This window comes from Streptomyces aurantiogriseus (assembly GCF_014649375.1).
GTDB classification, from domain to species: domain Bacteria; phylum Actinomycetota; class Actinomycetes; order Streptomycetales; family Streptomycetaceae; genus Streptomyces; species Streptomyces aurantiogriseus.
Genome location: NZ_BMSX01000010.1, coordinates 91,451 through 109,409, shown reverse-complemented (window position 1 = coordinate 109,409; position 17,959 = coordinate 91,451). Strand labels below are relative to the sequence as shown.

Below are 17,959 nucleotides of genomic sequence, written 5' to 3'. Positions count from 1 at the left end.
GCAGGTCACGCCGGATGCGGACGCCGCTGCGGCGGAACCGCAGCCAGCCTGAACCACACCGCCTTGCCGGACTCCGTGGGGCGGTGACCGCAGGACGAGCTCAGGGCGCGGATCAGCAGCAGGCCACGCCCGTGCTCCTGCCAGGGGTCGGGCTCCTCACCGGACGGACGGGTCAGGTCGCCGGGCGGCACCGGGTCGGGGTCGTGCACCTCGACCTGGCAGCCGGTCGGCTGCAACTGCACCACCAGCTCGATCGGTTCGTCCCCCGCGGTGTGCTCCACGGCGTTCGCCACCAGCTCGGCGGTGAGCAGCTCCGCCGTGTCGCAGTCCGCCCCGTGCTCCAGCTCGGCCAGCGCCGTACGGACCAGTGCGCGGGCCACCGGCACGGCCGCGGCGGAGTGCGGCAGCGCGATGCGCCAGGAGGCGGCTGAGGCGGAGGGGCGTTCGTGCAAGGCGAGTCCGTTCATGGCGCAGGTTCCTGTGCTCGACATCAGGCGGTCCTGCTTTCAACTTGGGGAATGGTACGGCGGCCGTCGGCAGAGGCACATGGCGGGTGCCGTACGGGACCCTTCGGCCCCGTCACCGGTCGGCTTACCCGGCTCAACGGCCCCACTGGCACCCCTGATCCCGTTGTTACCGCGTTATTGACGACCGGTGACGCATGTGACGGGGACCGGTCACGCGGTGACACCTTCGTGGCATACCCGGCGGCTCTATCGCGCACTCCTGACGACGGTCACATAACGGTGATAACTTCGTGAGTGACCGCTCGTCGAGGAGGCCGCCCTCATGAGTCCCTTCACCGGCTCCGCCGCCCGCACCTCCGACTGGCACCACCTCCGCGTCACCCGCACCGACGGCATCGCCACCGTCACCCTCGCCCGCCCCGAGAAACTCAACGCGCTCACCTTCGGCGCCTACGCCGACCTGCGCGACCTGCTCGCCGAACTCTCCCGGGAACGCTCGGTGCGCGCCCTGGTGCTGGCCGGCGAGGGGCGCGGGTTCTGCTCCGGCGGCGACGTCGAGGAGATCATCGGCGCCACCCTCGCCCTGGACACCGCCCAGCTCCTCGACTTCAACCGGATGACCGGCCAGGTCGTCCGGGCCGTACGGGAGTGCCCGTTCCCGGTGATCGCGGCCGTGCACGGGGTCGCGGCCGGGGCGGGCGCGGTGCTGGCGCTGGCGGCGGACTTCCGGGTCGCCGACCCCACCGCCCGCTTCGCCTTCCTCTTCACCCGCGTCGGCCTCTCCGGCGGCGACATGGGCGCCGCCTATCTGCTGCCCCGGGTCGTCGGCCTCGGCCACGCCACCCGGCTGCTCATGCTCGGCGAACCGGTGCGCGCGCCCGAGGCCGAGCGGATCGGCCTGATCAGCGAGCTGGCCGAGGACGGCGGGGCGGACGAGGCCGCACACCGCCTCGCCCGCCGCCTCGCCGACGGCCCGGCCCTGGCGTACGCCCAGACGAAGGCCCTGCTCACGGCCGAGCTGGACATGCCCTTGGCGGCAGCTGTGGAACTCGACGCAGCCACACAGGCCCTGTTGATGAACGGCGAGGACTATGCCGAGTTCCACGCGGCGTTCACGGAAAAGAGGCCCCCGAAGTGGCGGGGCCGGTAACCATGGCAGCCAACGTGGGGACGCCTACAAAAGGGGCGCGGGACGGTGTCGATCTGCGGCTCCGCCGCGGGGCGCGACCAGCCACCATCAACCCGCAGTCGTCAGACGGAACCAGCCACCCCCTGCACATCGCGGTCATCGGCGGCGGCCCCGGCGGCCTCTACGCCGCAGCCCTGCTGAAACGCCTCAACGCCGACCGTGAGGTCACCCTCTGGGAACGCAACGCCCCCGACGACACCTTCGGCTTCGGAGTGGTCCTCTCCGACGAGACCCTGGGGGGCATCGAGAACGCGGATCCGGTGGTGTACGAGGCCCTCGAACGGGCCTTCGTCCGCTGGGACGACATCGACATCGTCCACCGAAACACCCGCCACACCGCCGGAGGCCACCGCTTCGCCGCCCTCGGCAGGAAGAAGCTGCTGCAGATCCTGCACGAACGCTGCCGCTCCCTCGGTGTCGACCTGCGCTTCCGCACCGAGGCGCCGCCCGCGGAGCGCCTCGCGGAGGAGTACGACCTCGTCGTCGCCGCCGACGGTGTGCACAGCACCACCCGCGAGGCGTATGCCCATGTGTTCCGGCCCCAGGTGGTCAGCCACCGGTGCCGCTACATCTGGCTGGCCGCCGATTTCGCCTTCGACGCCTTCCGCTTCGAGATCGCCGAGACCGAGCACGGCGTGATGCAACTGCACGGCTACCCGTATGCGGCCGACGCCTCGACGGTGATCGTGGAGATGCGCGAGGAGGTGTGGCGCGCCGCCGGGTTCGAGGAGATGGCGGAACAGGAGTCGATCGAGCGCTGCGCCAAGATCTTCGCGGACGCGCTCGGCGGACGGCCCCTCAGGTCCAACAAGTCCGCCTGGACCACCTTCCGCACGGTCGTGAACGAGCGCTGGTCCCACGGCAACGTCGTCCTGCTGGGCGACGCCGCCCACACCGCCCACTTCTCCATCGGCTCCGGCACCAAGCTCGCCGTCGAGGACGCCCTCGCCCTGGCCGCCTGTCTGGAGGAACAGCCGTCCCTGGACCGGGCGCTGGCCGCCTACGAGGAGGAGCGCCGGCCCGTCGTCGCCTCGACCCAGCGCGCCGCCCGCGCCAGCCTGGAGTGGTTCGAGAACCTCGCCCTGTACGTCGGCCGGCCGCCGCGCCGGTTCGCCTTCAACCTGCTCACCCGCAGCCGCCGCGTCACCCACGACAACCTCCGCCTGCGCGACGCGCGCTTCACCGAGGCCGTGGAGCGGGAGTTCGGCTGCCCGCCCGGCACGCCCCCGATGTTCACCCCGTTCCGGCTGCGCGGACTGACCCTGCGCAACCGGGTCGTCGTCTCCCCGATGGACATGTACTCGGCGACCGACGGCCTCCCCGGCGACTTCCACCTCGTCCATCTCGGCTCGCGCGCCCTCGGCGGGGCGGGACTGGTGATGACCGAGATGGTGTGCGTGTCCCCCGAGGGGCGCATCACGCCCGGCTGCACCGGCCTCTACACCGGCCGACAGGGCGAGGCGTGGCGGCGGATCACCGAGTTCGTGCACACGCGGGCGCCGGGCACCGCGATCGGCGTGCAGCTCGGCCACTCCGGGCGCAAGGGCTCGACCCGGCTGATGTGGGAGGGCATGGACGAGCCCCTGCCCGACGGCAACTGGCCGCTCGTGGCCGCCTCCCCGCTGCCGTACAAGCCGGGAAGCCAGACGCCCCGGGAGCTGAGCCGGGCCCAACTGACCGATCTGCGGGAACAGTTCACGTCGGCTGCCGGGCGGGCGGCCCGGGCCGGGTTCGACCTGCTCGAACTGCACTGCGCCCACGGCTACCTGCTCTCCGGCTTCCTCTCACCGCTGACCAACCGCCGCACGGACGCCTACGGCGGCTCGCTCGAGAAGCGGCTGCGGTTCCCGCTGGAGGTCTTCGACGCCGTACGGCGTGTATGGCCGCAGGAGCGGCCCATGACGGTGCGGATCTCCGCCACCGACTGGGCCGAGGGCGGGACCACGGCCGAGGACGCCGTCGAGATCGCCGGGGCGTTCGCCGCGCACGGCGCCGACGCGATCGACGTCTCCACCGGGCAGGTCGTAGCCGAGGAGACGCCGGAGTTCGGGCGGTCGTACCAGACGCCGTTCGCGGACCGCATCCGGCACGAGGTGGGCATCCCGGTGATCTCGGTCGGCGCGATCTCCTCCTGGGACGACGTCAACTCACTGATCCTGGCCGGGCGCGCCGACCTGTGCGCGCTGGCCCGCCCGCACCTCTACGACCCGCACTGGACCCTGCACGCCGCCGCCGAACAGGGCTACGACGGACCGGGCGTCGTCTGGCCGGCGCCGTACCGGGCGGGCAGCCGGCCACCGCGGACCGGGCGGACGGACGCGCCCAAACCCCGCCTCTCCCTGGGGAGTTGAGACCTCACACCTCGGCGCCTCACACCCCGGCGAACTCCGCACCAGCGTCCCGCAGCCGCTCGTGCAGCCCCTGGAACACGGCCGCCGAGCGGGTGCCCGGCCAGCCCTCGGGGAGCAGACGGGCGGGCAGGCCGGGGTCGGCGTAGGGGAGGTGGCGCCAGGAGTCCAGGGCGAGGAGATAGTCGCGGTAGGCCTCTTCCGGCGGGGTGTCCGTGCGCCGCTCCCAGGCCTGCAGCACGCGCGCGTGGCGGTCGAGGAACGCCTCGTGCTGCTTGGCGACGGCCGCCAGGTCCCACCAGCGGGCGACGGCCTCGACGGTCGGCGCGAAGCCGAGGTGCTCGCCGCGGAAGAAGTCGACGTACGGGTCGAGGCGCAGCCGTCGCAGGGTGTTGCGGGTCTCCTCGTAGAGCCGGGCGGGCGCGATCCACACGCCGGGGGCGGCCGTGCCGAAGCCCAGGCCGGACAGCCGGGAGCGCAGCACATGCCGCTTCTGCCGTTCCGACTCCGGCACCGAGAACACCGCCAGCACCCAGCTCTCGTCCTCCGGCGGCGCGGTGGCGTAGATCCGCCGGTCGCCGTCCTCCATCAACTGCCGTGCCTCCGTGGACAGTTCGTAGCCGGCCGCGCCCTCGTCCGTGCGGGCCGGCAGCAGCAGTCCGCGTCGCTTCAGCCGGGACACCGAGGAGCGGACGGAGGGCGCGTCGACGCCGACCGCGGCGAGCAGCCGGATCAGCTCGGCGACGGGCACGGGGCCCGGCGCGAAGCGGCCGTACGCGCCGTAGAGCGTGACGATGAGAGACCGAGGTGCGGGCTGGTCGGACACGATGATCATCTTAAGTCGTCGGCATCAGTGCTGGTCACCATCGTGTAACCAGAGGAACGCAGCCTGAACCGCTGCAGTTTGCCGGTCGCGGTGCGCGGCAGCGCGTCCAGGAAGACGATCTCGCGCGGACACTTGTACGGCGCCAGCTCCTCCTTGACGAAGGCCCGCAGCGCCTCCGCGTCGCGCCGCGCCCCCGCCCGCACCACGGCGAACGCCACGACGACCTGACCCCGCGCCTCGTCGGGCCGGCCGACGACCGCCGCCTCGACGACGTCCGGGTGCCGCAGCAGCGCATCCTCGACCTCGGGGCCCGCGATGTTGTACCCGGCCGAGACGATCATGTCGTCGGCGCGGGCGACGTACCGGAAATAGCCGTCGGACTCGCGGACGTAGGTGTCGCCGGTGATGTTCCATCCGTCGCGGACGTACTCCCCCTGACGGGGATCGGCGAGGTAGCGGCAGCCGACCGGGCCGCGTACGGCGAGCAGTCCGGGCCGGCCGTCGGGGACGGGCACGCCGTGTTCGTCCTGCACGCGCGCCTGCCAGCCGGGGACGGGGACGCCCGTCGTGCCGGGCCGGATCTGCTCGTCGGCCGCGGAGATGAAGATGTGCAGCAGCTCGGTGGCCCCGATGCCGTTGATCAGACGCAGCCCGGTCCGCTCGTGCCAGGCCCGCCAGGTGGCCGCGGGCAGGTTCTCGCCGGCCGACACACAGCGGCGCAGCGAGGAGAGGTCGTGTCCGCCGAGGTGGTCGAGCATCGCGCGGTAGGCGGTCGGCGCGGTGAACAGCACGGACACCCGGTGCCCGGCGATCGCGGGCGGCAGTTGCTGGGGGCCTGCCTGTTCGAGCAGCAGCGCGCTCGCCCCGGCCCGCATCGGGAAGACCAGCAGCCCGCCGAGGCCGAAGGTGAAGCCGAGCGGGGGACTGCCGGCGAAGACATCGTCCTCATGGGGCCGGAGCACATGCTTGGAGAAGGTGTCGGCTATGGCGAGCACATCCCGGTGGAAGTGCAGGCACCCCTTGGGCCGTCCGGTGGTGCCGGAGGTGAAGGCGATCAGCGCCACGTCGTCGGCGGCGGTGTCCACCGCCCGGTACGGCGTGTCCGGCGCCGGCCGGCGCAGCAGGTCGTCGGGGGCGTCACCGCCGTACGTCGTGATCCGCAGCCCCGGGATGTCCGCCTTGGCGAGGTCGTCGACGGCCCGGATGTCGCACAGGGCGTGCTGCACCCGGGCGATCTCGCCCATCGTGCGCAGCTCCTGCGGGCGCTGCTGGGCCAGCACGGTGACCGCGATCCCGCCCGCCTTGAGCACCGCCAGCCAGCAGGCCGCGAGCCAGGGCGTGGTCGGCCCGCGCAGCAGCACCCGGTTGCCCGGGACGACCCCGAGGTCACCGGTGAGCAGATGCGCCAGCCGGTCGACGCGGGCGCGCAGCTCGCCGTACGTCCAGGCCGGGCCGGTGGGGGTGTGGAAGACGGGCCGGTCCGGGGCGGGGCCGGTGAGGAGTTCGGCGGCACAGTTCAGCCGTTGGGGGTAGCGCAGCTCCGGCAGGTCCAAGGGGAGCTCGGGCCACTGGCCGGGCGGCGGGAGATGGTCGCGCGCGAAGGTGTCGACGTGGGCCGAGACGTTCATGGCGGGTCGCCCCCTTGCCTTGGTGGGCGCCTTCCGGGCGCCGTGACGGGCGTCGTGGTGGGCTCGCCCACCGAGCGTATCGTCTTGGTGACGGCAGTCAACAGTTCGCTATACGGTCGAGGGAGGCCGGGGAAGGTCAGAGGGAGGCCCGGCGGAGGCCATCGGAGAGAGGGGCCCGGCGATGCCCGCATTCTCACTCGAACCGGAGCAGACCGCCTGGTGCGCCGAACTGCGCGGGCTGGCCGCCGACCGGCTGCGCCCGCTCGCGGACCAGGGCGAACCGGGCCGCGTCAACCGCCCGCTCGTCGCCGAACTCGGCCGACTCGGTCTGCTCTCCCGCCTGTTCACCTCCGGCGCCGTCGACCTCTGCCTGATGCGCGAGTCCCTCGCGTACGCCTGCACGGAGGCGGAGACCGCGCTCGCCCTGCAAGGACTCGGGGCGCACCCCGTCCACGCGCACGGCACCCCCGCCCAGCGGGAGCGCTGGCTGCCCAGCGTCACCGACGGCGGCGCGGTGGCCGCCTTCGCGCTCAGCGAGCCGGGCGCGGGCTCGGACGCGGCGGCCCTGTCCCTGGCGGCCGAGCGCGACGGGCCGCACGGCTGGCGCCTGACCGGCGAGAAGTGCTGGATCTCCAACGCCCCCGAGGCCGACGTCTACACCGTGTTCGCCCGCACCACGCCCGGCGCCGGCGCCCGGGGTGTCACCGCCTTCCTGCTCCCCGCCGACCGCCCCGGCCTCACCGGCTCCGCCCTCGACCTGCTCGCTCCGCACCCCGTCGGCGCCCTCGCCTTCGACGCCGTCCCGGTCACGCGGGACGACGTGCTCGGCGAGCCGGACCACGGCTTCCGCGTGGCCATGTCCACCCTCAACCTCTTCCGGCCCAGCGTCGGCGCGTTCGCGGTCGGCATGGCCCAGGCCGCCCTGGACGCCACCCTCGCCCACACCTCCCGACGGGACGCTTTCGGCGGCAAGTTGAGGGACCTCCAGACAGTGGCCCACCAGGTCGCCGAGATGGCTCTGCGCACGGAGGCGGCCCGCCTGATGGTCTACGCGGCGGCGACGGCGTACGACACCGGCACCCCCGACGTCCCGCGCCGCGCCGCGATGGCCAAGCTGCTCGCCACGGAGACGGCGCAGTACGTCGTCGACGCGGCCGTCCAACTGCACGGAGCACGGGCGCTGCAACGGGGTCACCTGCTGGAGCACCTCTACCGCGAGGTGCGGGCGCCCCGCATCTACGAGGGGGCGAGCGAAGTCCAACGCGGCATCATCGCCAAGGAGTTGTACAAGGAGTCGGATAGGGAGCCGGATAAGGAGTCGTACAAGGAGTCGCAGGAAACGAGCGCGGACATGGAGGCCGTGCGATGACCGTCGAACGCGTCAACCCGCCCGAGCTGTCCCCGCCGGCCGGCTTCTCGCACGCGGTCGTCGCCACCGGCTCCCGGGTGGTGTTCCTGGCCGGCCAGACCGCGCTCGACACCGACGGGAAGGTGGTCGGGGAGACGCTGCCGGAGCAGTTCGAGCGGGCGCTCGCCAATCTGCTGGCCGCGCTCGGGGCGGCCGGCGGCACGGCCGCGGACCTGGCGCGCGTCACGGTGTACGTCACGGACGTCGCCGCGTACCGCGCCTGCGCATCCGAACTCGGTCGCCTCTGGCGGGAGTCGGCGGGCCGGGACTACCCGGCGATGGCGGTCATCGGGATCGTACGTCTGTGGGACGAGGCCGCCCTCGTCGAACTCGACGGCTTCGCGGTCCTCGGGGACTGATCAGGCGGCGACGGCCAGCCGGTCCACGCTCACCCGGTGCGGGGCCACGACCCGGCCGTCGGGCAGCAGCTCGCCGGAGTCGTCGAAGACGATCGTGCCGTCGCACAGCAGGCTCCAGCCCTGCTCGGGGTGGGCGGCGACGACGTGCGCGGCGCCGACGGCGGGGCTGGGGGACTGGTGGTCACACATGGCGCACCTCCACGTCGGTGGGGCCGGCCCCTTCGGTGGGCCCCGTGGACCGACCATGCGCCCATCCGGACGCCGCCACCAGAGGGTGCAGCGGACCGTGACAGCACCAGGACAACTCCACGACCGTTCGCCGACGCCCGGTGCGGACTCGCCATCGAAGGGGTGACGATCAGCGGCCCGGGCATGGCCGCCAGGTACCAGTGGAAGCCCCACAAGAGGAGGTCCTTCCATGTCGTTGCGCCCTGCCCTGACCACGGCCGCCGGTGCCGCCCTGCTCGTCGTGCTGGCCACCCCGGCGGTGACCGAGGCCACCCCCGACCCGAACGAGACCGTCACCACCGCCCCGGGCGCGACCGCCACCGCCGCCCCGGACGAGACCGTCACCGTCGACCCCACCGGCCGTATCGCCGCCGACGGCACCGTCACCCTCTCCGGTACCTACCGCTGCCTCGACGGCACGAGTCCCGTCTTCGTCAGCTCCACCGTCGCGCAGAACCCCCCGACCCTGTGGCGCGGCATCAGCGGCGCCCGGGCGGTGTGCGACGGCGCCGAGCACCGCTGGGTGAACACGGGTCACGTCGCCTCCGGCGCGCTGGGGCCCGGCTCGGCCCGCGTCAAGACCACGCTGGTGGAACTCCGGGCCCAGGGCATCCTGCCCCTGCCCGCCGTGCGCGTGACGCAGGAGCAGGAGATCACGCTGGTCGCGGGCTGAACGGCCCCGCACCGCGGTGTCCACGCGGGCGGCAGGGTCTGCTGTCGAACGGACCGGATGCTCGTCGCGCGGCCGGGTTCGTTCGGGATCGTGCCGCCCGCGCGGCTCAGGAATCGTTGGTTCACTCCGCGCGAGCCGCCCGGCGAGGACATCGCGGCCGTCGTCACGCACGCCATCTCGTCCGCGCTGCCTCGGGTGCCGTGGACCGGCTGCCGGAGGTTCAGGCCGAGGGCCACCACCGGGGTGTCGCCCAGGCCAGCGCGTAGCCGAAACCGTTGATCGCCCAGTGCAGTGCCGCGGGCGCCAGCAGGCTGCCGGAGCGGCGCCGCAGCTCGCACAGCACCACCCCGGCGGCGACCATGGCCACGACGGCACCCATGACGATCGGCGTCACGTCCGCCGAGCCGCTGCCGAAGACCGTCGCGACGGCGGCGTTGGAGCGGCCCAGCCCGCGAGAGGGCAGCAGGTGCCACAGTCCGAACAGCAGCGAGGAGACGGTGGTGGCCCACGCCGTTCCGCGCCGGCGCCGGATCATGGCCCACAGCACACCGCGGAAGGCCGTCTCCTCCAGCAGCACGGTGCCGAACGGCACCCGCACCAGCACCCGCCACAGCAACTGCCCCACGGACAGGTCGAGAGCCCTGGCATCGCGGAAGGCTTCCCGGCCGGCCGGGAAGGCGAGGAGGGCCAGGAGGACGACGAGGACAGCACCGGCCAGGACGGGCAGCCACCGCAGCCCCTGGCGCACCCCCGCCGCGTCGAGCCCCAGATCGGCCCGGGTGAGACCGTCCCAGCGGGCGATCAGCAGAAGGACGGCCGTGGCGGTCACACAGATGAGCACGTACGCGTAGGGGCCACGCGCGAGCCAGTTGTTGAGCAGGTTCACGGCGGCCAGGACGGCAACGACACAGACGATCCGCATCCTGAGTCCAGGTTCCCCCGTCGACGCCCCCGGTGTCGCGAGACGCTGAGTCTGCTCATCTGAGGGGTGCCCACGCCACATGGGCGTCGCTGTGCTTCCGCGCCGGTGTCCTGGGAACTCGGGGGTCACCACACGCCGCCGCAGCCGCCGGTGAAGGGCCGTACCCCTGGGGCGGACGGGCGTCCGACATGACCTCTAGGAGTGAGCGTGAGCGTTCGTATCGGAGTGGAAGAGGAGTTCCACGTTCTGGAGGTGGAGAGCGGGCTGCTCGTGCCGCGCGCCGATCCGGTCCTGCGACGGCTTCCCCGGCGGACCTTCACGACCGAACTGCACCAGTCCACCGTGGAGTCGAACAGCGGGGTGCACACGTCCCTGGACGACCTGTACGCAGACCTCACCAGAACGCGACGGCGGCTCGACGCGGTAGCCTCCTCGCTGGGGCTGGCGGTGGTGGCCGCGGGGACGGCACCGCTGGCGCCCGCGGTCTTCGCGCCCCCCACCGCCGACGCGCGCTACCGCCACATGACCGAGGAGTACCGCAGGGTCGCCGACGAGCAGCTCATCTGCGGCGCCCAGGTCCATGTGGACGTACCCGACCGCGACACGGCGGTCCGGGTGATGTGCGCGGTCTCTCCCTGGCTGCCCGTGCTCCTGGCGGTCTCCGCCAGCTCGCCGTACTGGCAGGGGTCCGACACCGGGTACGCGAGCTGGCGCACCATGCTGTGGCAGCGTTGGCCCACCGCCGGCCCGGCCGGCTGCTTCTCGAACGCGGCCGAGTACGACACCGCGGTACGCGACCTCGTCCGGGCCGGGATCATCAGCGACGCGGGGATGATCTACTACGACGTACGCCCCTCCGCGCATCTGCAGACGCTGGAACTGCGCATCTGCGACGCCTGCCCACGGGCGGAGACCGTCGTGCTCATCGCCGGACTGTTCCGCGCCCTGGTGACCGGGGCCCGAGAGGGGCTTCGGGCGGGCCGTGCGCCGGCGTGCGAGGGGCGGCACGAGTGGCTGCGCGGCGCCTCATGGCGGGCCGCTCGGTCCGGCCTCGAAGGCACCCTGGTGGACCCCGAGACCCGCCGGGAGGCCTCCGCTCCGCAGGTCGTCCGCAAGCTGCTCCTGCGACTGCGTCCCGCGCTCGAGGCCCACGGAGACTGGCAGACCGTCCGGACGCTGGCGAAGGCGGCCCTCATCGACGGCAGCGCCGCCCGGCGCATGCGCCGTATCGCACACGAAGAGGATCTGCTGGCCTGTGTCGACATGCTGATCGCCGAGACCCGCGGCGAACGCAGGCACCGCGGGTCGGCGGCGGCCGGCCGCAGGAACGTCCCGTCCTCCGGCGCCGGCGGGGCAGGCCGCTCCGTCGGCCCCGGGGCGCCGGAGGCCATCGGACGCTGACGTGCCCGTGCGTGACAACCAGCGACTGTCCGGCCGGGTCGCCGCGGACCGGACGGAACAGAACCTGCGCGTCCGCCCCGCGTCGGCGGCGGTCATGATGCGCACCGTCGGTTGCCGGGTACTCGCCGTCCCGAGGGGAGTCCACTGCTCATCCGGTGCGGGTGAGGTCGCAGGTGAGGAGGTCGCGGTATGCGAGTGCGCGATCGTGTGGTGGTGGTGACCGGGGCGTCCAGCGGTATCGGGCGCGTCACGGCCGAGGCGTTCGCCCGGAAGGGCTGCGCGGTGGTACTGGCGGCACGTCGGGCGGAGGCGCTTCAGGCGGCCGCGCGGGACTGCGAGAGGCGTCGCGGCGCGCGGGCCCTGGCCGTACCGACCGACGTCACCGATGCCGGAGCGGTCGAGGACCTCGCTCGGCGGGCGGTGGAGCGCTTCGGCCGGATCGACGTGTGGGTCAACGCTGCCGCCGTGACCGTCTTCGGGTCCTTCGAGGAGGTTCCGCTGGAGGACTTCCGCAAGGTCCTGGACGTCAACGTCATGGGATACGTCCACGGTGCCCGCGCCGCGCTGCGGGTCATGCGGGAGCAGGACCACGGGACGCTGGTCAACGTCTCCTCGGTCGTCGGGGTGGTCAGCCAGCCCTACAGCCACGCCTACGGCATGTCCCAGCACGCCGTCCGGGCCCTCGGCGCCGGCCTGCGCCAGGAGCTGGCGCTGGAAGGCGTGAAGGGCGTCCACGTCTGCACGGTGCTGCCGGCCACCATCGACACGCCGTTCTTCGAGCACGCCGCGAACTACACCGGACGCAAGGCGGTGGCCATGCCGCCGGTGTACTCCCCCGAGCGGGTGGCCCACGCCATCGTGGACCTGGTACGGGTGCCGCGCCGGGAGGTGGTGGTCGGCCCGACGGGCCGCTCCATGGTGCTGGAGTCCCGGATGGCTCCGGGCATGACCGAGCGCATGATGGCCCGTCAGGTCGACAGGACCCATCTGTCTCGCAAGGAGCCTGCCCCGGCGACCCAGGGCAACCTGCACGTTCCCACGCCCGGCACGGGCGCGGCCCACGGCGGCTGGGGCGGGCGCCGGCACACCGCCGTGCGCCGGCTGGGAACGGCTGCCGCCCTGGCGGGCGCCGCCGCGGGGGCCCGTCGGCTGATGCGCACACCTGCCCCCTGACCCATCGGTACGGCCGGCCCGCCGGGCCGGCCGTACCGTCCCAGGCGGTGGTCGGAAGACCGTCGGCGCCACCCCTGGTACGTACCTGCTCCAGACCTGCACCTGCGCAGGTCGCATGAGGTGCGGCGGCGTCCGCGAGTCAGATGTCCCGGAAGATCTCGATCTGCGCCCCGATCGAGTTCAACCGCTCGGCCAGGTCCTCGTACCCCCGGTTGATGACGTACACGTTGCGCAGGACGGACGTGCCGTCCGCCGCCATCATCGCCAGCAGGACGACCACCGCGGGCCGCAGGGCCGGCGGGCACATCATCTCGGCGGCGCGCCAGCGGGTCGGGCCCTCCACCAGCACACGGTGCGGGTCGAGGAGTTGGAGGCGGCCGCCCAGGCGGTTGAGGTCGGTGAGGTAGATGGCGCGGTTGTCGTAGACCCAGTCGTGGATGAGGGTCTTGCCCTGCGCGACGGCCGCGATGGCCGCGAAGAACGGCACGTTGTCGATGTTCAGGCCGGGGAACGGCATCGGGTGGATCTTGTCGATCGGCGCCTCCAGCTTGGAGGGCCGCACGGTCAGGTCCACCAGGCGCGTCCGGCCGTTGTCGGCGAAGTACTCCGGCGTCCGGTCGTGGTCGAGGCCCATCTCCTCCAGCACGGCCAGCTCGATCTCCAGGAACTCGATCGGCACCCGGCGCACCGTCAGTTCCGACTCCGTGACGACGGCGGCGGCCAGCAGGCTCATCGCCTCGACCGGGTCCTCGGAGGGGGAGTAGTCCACGTCGACGTCGATGTGCGGCACGCCGTGCACGGTGAGCGTGGTGGTGCCGATGCCCTCGACCTTGACGCCGAGCGCCTCCAGGAAGAAGCACAGGTCCTGGACCATGTAGTTGGAGGAGGCGTTGCGGATGACCGTGACGCCGTCGTGCCGGGCGGCGGCCAGCAGCGCGTTCTCGGTGACGGTGTCCCCGCGCTCGGTCAGTACGATCGGGCGGCCCGGGCGGATCGCCCGGTCGACCCGGGCGTGGTACTGCCCCTCCGTCGCGGCGATGTCCAGCCCGAACCGGCGCAGCGCGATCATGTGCGGCTCGATGGTCCGCGTCCCGAGGTCGCAGCCGCCGGCGTACGGCAGCTTGAAGTGGTTCATGCGGTGCAGCAGCGGACCGAAGAACATGATGATCGACCGCGTACGGACGGCGGCCTCGGCGTCGATCGCCGCCATGTCCAGTTCGGCCGGCGGCACGATCTCCAGGTCGATGCCGCCGTTGATCCAGCGTGTGCGCACGCCGATCGAGTTCAGCACCTCCAGGAGGCGGTAGACCTCCTCGATGCGGGCGACCCGGCGCAGCACCGTGCGCCCCTGGTTGAGCAGCGAGGCGCACAGCAGGGCCACGCACGCGTTCTTGCTCGTCTTCACGTCGATGGCGCCGGACAGCCGCCGGCCGCCCACGACGCGCAGATGCATCGGCCCCGCGTACCCCAGCGAGACGATCTCACTGTCCAGGGCTTCACCGATTCGAGCGATCATCTCAAGGCTGATGTTCTGGTTGCCGCGCTCGATGCGGTTGACGGCACTCTGGCTGGTTCCGAGCGCCTCGGCCAGCTGCGCCTGTGTCCAGCCCCGGTGCTGCCGGGCGTCACGGATGAGCCTGCCGATGCGTACGAGGTAGTCGTCTGCCATGGGGTTGAGGTTATCTCAGATATGAGATGGCACCTCTTGGGGGGTCCGTTCGGGTGATGGCCCGTCAACGACGCCTGGCACTCCGCGTACGACGCCATCCGAAAGGTCCGGGCAGATCCACCGACGTCGTACGACGTCCGGTGCTGCTGTGGGTGTGCCGCGGTCCGTGCCTGCCGCCGCCGGTGGTGATGGACCAGGAGCGCCGGTTGATGTTCAGGCGCACGCCGGGCAGGATCCGGAAGCTCTTGCGGAAGGTGAGGGGCATCGGGCCTCCTTCTTCGGTCGGCTGGTGCTCGGGGAATGTCCCGTCCGCTCTCGTCTACCCCGCCTCGGCCGGCTCATGGCGGCGCGCGGCAGCCGGCTCGCCGTCACCTCGGTGTCAACGGCTCCCGCGGGCGGGCGCCTTGACCCGCCGCGGAGTGCGGCCCGCCTCGGCGCGAGCCCGGCGGTCACGCGGCCTGTGCGATGCGCGGCGCGACCTCGGCCGGTGTGAGCGGCCCGGTGTCGACGACTTCGCCCTCCCGGTGCAGCCGGGGGAGGGCGTCCCGGTGTCGGAGTGCGGTGCCGTTTCAGCCGGATGATCACCGCGCCGACCTCGGCGGGGCCAGGGCCCGGCGGGCCGGGGCATGACCAACCAGCCCCCATGTACTAGAGTTATCTCGACATCGAGATATCTGCCGGGGCGTACCGCGGCCGCACGTATCACCGGGTCTGGCAGTAAGGGTTACCTAACTTAGCCTTACCTTAGCGGATCGGCCAAGCTCGCGTGGCGGCAGGATGCGGTGGTACGCGCACATCAATGAAGGAGACTGTCGTGTCGGCGAACAGCTTCGACGCCCGCAGCACGCTGCAGGTGGGCGACGAGTCGTACGAGATCTTCCGGCTGGACAAGGTGGAGGGCTCGGCCCGGCTGCCGTACAGCCTCAAGGTCCTGCTGGAGAACCTGCTCCGCACGGAGGACGGCGCGAACATCACCGCCGACCACATCCGCGCCCTCGGCAACTGGGACTCGCAGGCCCAGCCCTCCCAGGAGATCCAGTTCACTCCGGCCCGCGTGATCATGCAGGACTTCACCGGCGTTCCCTGTGTCGTCGACCTCGCCACCATGCGTGAGGCCGTCAAGGAGCTCGGTGGCGACCCGGCGAAGATCAACCCGCTGGCCCCGGCCGAGCTGGTCATCGACCACTCCGTCATCGCCGACAAGTTCGGCACCAACGACGCCTTCGCGCAGAACGTCGAGCTGGAGTACGGCCGCAACAAGGAGCGCTACCAGTTCCTGCGCTGGGGCCAGACCGCCTTCGACGAGTTCAAGGTCGTCCCGCCGGGCACCGGCATCGTCCACCAGGTGAACATCGAGCACCTGGCCCGGACGGTCATGGTGCGCAACGGGCAGGCCTACCCCGACACCCTCGTGGGCACCGACTCCCACACCACCATGGTCAACGGCCTCGGCGTCCTCGGCTGGGGCGTCGGCGGCATCGAGGCCGAGGCCGCGATGCTCGGCCAGCCGGTCTCGATGCTCATCCCGCGCGTCGTCGGCTTCAAGCTGACCGGTGAGCTGAAGCCCGGCACCACCGCCACCGACCTGGTGCTGACCATCACCGAGATGCTCCGCAAGCACGGCGTCGTCGGCAAGTTCGTCGAGTTCTACGGCGAGGGCGTGGCCGCCACCTCGCTCGCCAACCGCGCCACCATCGGCAACATGTCGCCGGAGTTCGGCTCCACCGCCGCGATCTTCCCGATCGACGACGAGACGATCAAGTACCTGAAGCTGACCGGCCGTTCGGAGCAGCAGCTCGCGCTCGTCGAGGCGTACGCCAAGCAGCAGGGCCTCTGGCTGGACCCGAAGGCCGAGCCGGACTTCTCCGAGAAGCTCGAGCTGGACCTGTCGACGGTCGTCCCGTCCATCGCCGGCCCGAAGCGCCCGCAGGACCGCATCGTCCTCGCGAACGCCGCCGAGCAGTTCAAGACGGACGTCCGCAACTATGTCGACAGCGTGGACGAGGCCGGCCAGGAGTCCTTCCCGGCCTCCGACTCCCCGGCCGTCGCGCCCAACGGCGCCCCGTCCAACCCGGTCCCGGTCACCGCCCCGGACGGCACCACCTACGAGCTGGACCACGGCGCGGTGACGGTCGCGGCCATCACCTCCTGCACCAACACCTCCAACCCGTACGTCATGGTCGCCGCCGCGCTCGTCGCGAAGAAGGCCGTGGAGAAGGGCCTGACCCGCAAGCCGTGGGTCAAGACCACCCTCGCCCCGGGTTCGAAGGTCGTCACCGACTACTTCGACAAGGCGGGCCTGACGCCGTACCTCGACAAGGTCGGCTTCAACCTCGTCGGCTACGGCTGCACCACCTGCATCGGCAACTCCGGCCCGCTGCCGGAGGAGGTCTCCAAGGCCGTCAACGACCACGACCTCGCGGTCACCTCGGTCCTCTCCGGCAACCGGAACTTCGAGGGCCGTATCAACCCCGACGTCAAGATGAACTACCTGGCGTCCCCGCCGCTGGTCGTCGCGTACGCCATCGCGGGCTCCATGAAGGTGGACATCACCAAGGACGCCCTGGGCACCGACCAGGACGGCAACCCGGTCTACCTGAAGGACATCTGGCCCTCCGAGGCCGAGGTCAACGACGTCGTGGCCAACGCCATCGGCGAGGACATGTTCAACAAGTCCTACTCCGACGTCTTCGCGGGCGACGCCCAGTGGCAGGCGCTGCCGATCCCGACCGGCAACACCTTCGAGTGGGACCCGCAGTCGACGTACGTCCGCAAGCCCCCGTACTTCGAGGGCATGGCCCACGAGCCGTCCCCGGTCACCGACATCACCGGTGCCCGCGTGCTCGCCAAGCTGGGCGACTCGGTCACCACCGACCACATCTCCCCGGCCGGCGCCATCAAGGCCGACACCCCGGCCGGCAAGTACCTCACCGAGCACGGCGTCGAGCGTCGCGACTTCAACTCGTACGGTTCCCGTCGAGGCAACCACGAGGTCATGATCCGCGGCACCTTCGCCAACATCCGCCTGCGCAACCAGATCGCGCCGGGCACCGAGGGCGGCTACACGCGTGACTTCACGCAGGAGGGCGGCCCGGTCTCCTTCATCTACGACGCCTCGCGCAACTACATCGAGCAGGGCATCCCGCTGGTCGTCCTGGCCGGCAAGGAGTACGGCTCCGGCTCGTCCCGCGACTGGGCGGCCAAGGGCACCGCGCTCCTCGGCGTGAAGGCCGTCATCGCCGAGTCGTACGAGCGCATCCACCGCTCGAACCTCATCGGCATGGGCGTCCTCCCGCTGCAGTTCCCGGAGGGCTCCACCGCCGAGTCCCTCGGTCTGACCGGCGAGGAGACCTTCTCCCTCTCCGGCGTCACCGAGCTCAACGAGGGCACCACGCCGCGCACGGTGAAGGTCACCACCGACACGGGCGTCGAGTTCGACGCGGTCGTCCGCATCGACACCCCCGGTGAGGCCGACTACTACCGCAACGGCGGCATCATGCAGTACGTGCTGCGCAGCCTGATCCGCAAGTAAGCGGTCGAGTACGCAGCTCCCCAGGGCTGTTGAGGGCCGCATCCCCGGTGACGGGGGTGCGGCCCTTCGCCGTGTTCGTCCGGGGTCATCACCCACCCTCAGGTGGAACACAGGGCTCCCTCAGCCGGCCGGGACA

The 17,959-nt window shown here is 71.9% G+C and carries 16 protein-coding genes; 9 read left to right on the top strand and 7 right to left on the bottom strand.

What is annotated here, in order from left to right:
- Positions 1-5: 5 nt before the first annotated feature.
- On the bottom strand, positions 6-467 hold the full coding sequence (locus IE263_RS21795) for an ATP-binding protein (protein WP_189939187.1): 462 nt from the start codon (positions 465-467) through the stop codon (positions 6-8).
- A gap of 322 nt (positions 468-789) precedes the next feature.
- Here IE263_RS21795 and IE263_RS21790 point away from each other — a divergent pair, with 322 nt between their 5' ends.
- Positions 790-1,617, top strand: a complete 828-nt coding sequence (locus IE263_RS21790) for an enoyl-CoA hydratase family protein (protein WP_189939184.1) — start codon at positions 790-792, stop codon at positions 1,615-1,617.
- A 2-nt stretch (positions 1,618-1,619) separates the two neighbouring features.
- The gene (locus IE263_RS21785; RefSeq protein ID WP_189939183.1) at positions 1,620-4,007 is read left to right on the top strand and encodes a bifunctional salicylyl-CoA 5-hydroxylase/oxidoreductase; all 2,388 of its coding nucleotides are present in this window, start codon (positions 1,620-1,622) and stop codon (positions 4,005-4,007) included.
- 19 nt (positions 4,008-4,026) lie between these two features.
- Here IE263_RS21785 and IE263_RS21780 read toward each other — a convergent pair whose 3' ends face one another.
- On the bottom strand, positions 4,027-4,839 hold the full coding sequence (locus tag IE263_RS21780; RefSeq protein ID WP_189939180.1) for a PaaX family transcriptional regulator: 813 nt from the start codon (positions 4,837-4,839) through the stop codon (positions 4,027-4,029).
- Entirely contained in the window at positions 4,836-6,458 is a 1,623-nt protein-coding gene (locus tag IE263_RS21775) for an AMP-binding protein (RefSeq protein WP_189939178.1), read from the bottom strand. Before IE263_RS21775 ends, IE263_RS21780 begins: the two co-directional genes overlap by 4 nt.
- Before the next feature lie 181 nt (positions 6,459-6,639).
- Between IE263_RS21775 and IE263_RS21770 the strand changes: the two genes are divergently transcribed.
- Together IE263_RS21770 and IE263_RS21765 are read left to right on the top strand one after the other, a co-directional pair.
- Positions 6,640-7,827, top strand: coding sequence for an acyl-CoA dehydrogenase family protein (locus tag IE263_RS21770; protein WP_189939176.1), 1,188 nt, complete (start codon positions 6,640-6,642; stop codon positions 7,825-7,827).
- Positions 7,824-8,225, top strand: coding sequence for a RidA family protein (locus IE263_RS21765; RefSeq protein ID WP_189939174.1), 402 nt, complete (start codon positions 7,824-7,826; stop codon positions 8,223-8,225). The genes IE263_RS21770 and IE263_RS21765 overlap by 4 nt, the downstream gene beginning before the upstream one ends.
- Here the strand turns inward: IE263_RS21765 and IE263_RS21760 are convergent, their stop codons facing one another.
- The gene (locus tag IE263_RS21760) at positions 8,226-8,414 is read right to left on the bottom strand and encodes a DUF5999 family protein (RefSeq protein ID WP_189939172.1); all 189 of its coding nucleotides are present in this window, start codon (positions 8,412-8,414) and stop codon (positions 8,226-8,228) included. It abuts the gene before it with no gap.
- Between the two features lie 229 nt (positions 8,415-8,643).
- On the opposite strand from IE263_RS21760, the gene IE263_RS21755 reads away from it, so the two are divergent.
- Positions 8,644-9,126 (top strand): DUF6299 family protein, encoded by a 483-nt coding sequence (locus tag IE263_RS21755; RefSeq protein WP_189939171.1) that lies wholly within the window; start codon positions 8,644-8,646, stop codon positions 9,124-9,126.
- A 220-nt stretch (positions 9,127-9,346) separates the two neighbouring features.
- Here IE263_RS21755 and IE263_RS21750 read toward each other — a convergent pair whose 3' ends face one another.
- Positions 9,347-10,048, bottom strand: a complete 702-nt coding sequence (locus tag IE263_RS21750) for a CPBP family intramembrane glutamic endopeptidase (protein WP_189939169.1) — start codon at positions 10,046-10,048, stop codon at positions 9,347-9,349.
- 207 nt (positions 10,049-10,255) lie between these two features.
- Here IE263_RS21750 and IE263_RS21745 point away from each other — a divergent pair, with 207 nt between their 5' ends.
- Genes IE263_RS21745 through IE263_RS21735 form a run of 3 tightly spaced genes read left to right on the top strand, consistent with a single transcriptional unit; the run spans position 10,256 to position 12,622 of the window.
- Positions 10,256-11,449, top strand: coding sequence for a carboxylate-amine ligase (locus IE263_RS21745; protein ID WP_189939167.1), 1,194 nt, complete (start codon positions 10,256-10,258; stop codon positions 11,447-11,449).
- 7 nt (positions 11,450-11,456) lie between these two features.
- Positions 11,457-11,669 carry a hypothetical protein gene (locus IE263_RS21740; protein WP_189939165.1) on the top strand — a complete coding sequence of 71 codons (213 nt, stop codon included), beginning with the start codon at positions 11,457-11,459 and terminating at the stop codon, positions 11,667-11,669.
- Entirely contained in the window at positions 11,639-12,622 is a 984-nt protein-coding gene (locus IE263_RS21735) for an SDR family oxidoreductase (RefSeq protein ID WP_189939163.1), read from the top strand. Before IE263_RS21740 ends, IE263_RS21735 begins: the two co-directional genes overlap by 31 nt.
- A 139-nt stretch (positions 12,623-12,761) precedes the next feature.
- On the opposite strand, the gene IE263_RS21730 is transcribed toward IE263_RS21735, so the two are convergent.
- Positions 12,762-14,291 (bottom strand): helix-turn-helix domain-containing protein, encoded by a 1,530-nt coding sequence (locus IE263_RS21730; protein WP_189939161.1) that lies wholly within the window; start codon positions 14,289-14,291, stop codon positions 12,762-12,764.
- Between the two features lie 64 nt (positions 14,292-14,355).
- Positions 14,356-14,556, bottom strand: a complete 201-nt coding sequence (locus IE263_RS21725; protein ID WP_189939159.1) for a DUF4236 domain-containing protein — start codon at positions 14,554-14,556, stop codon at positions 14,356-14,358.
- A gap of 549 nt (positions 14,557-15,105) precedes the next feature.
- On the opposite strand from IE263_RS21725, the gene acnA reads away from it, so the two are divergent.
- Positions 15,106-17,823 carry an aconitate hydratase AcnA gene (gene acnA / locus IE263_RS21720; RefSeq protein WP_189939157.1) on the top strand — a complete coding sequence of 906 codons (2,718 nt, stop codon included), beginning with the start codon at positions 15,106-15,108 and terminating at the stop codon, positions 17,821-17,823.
- Positions 17,824-17,959 lie beyond the last annotated feature (136 nt).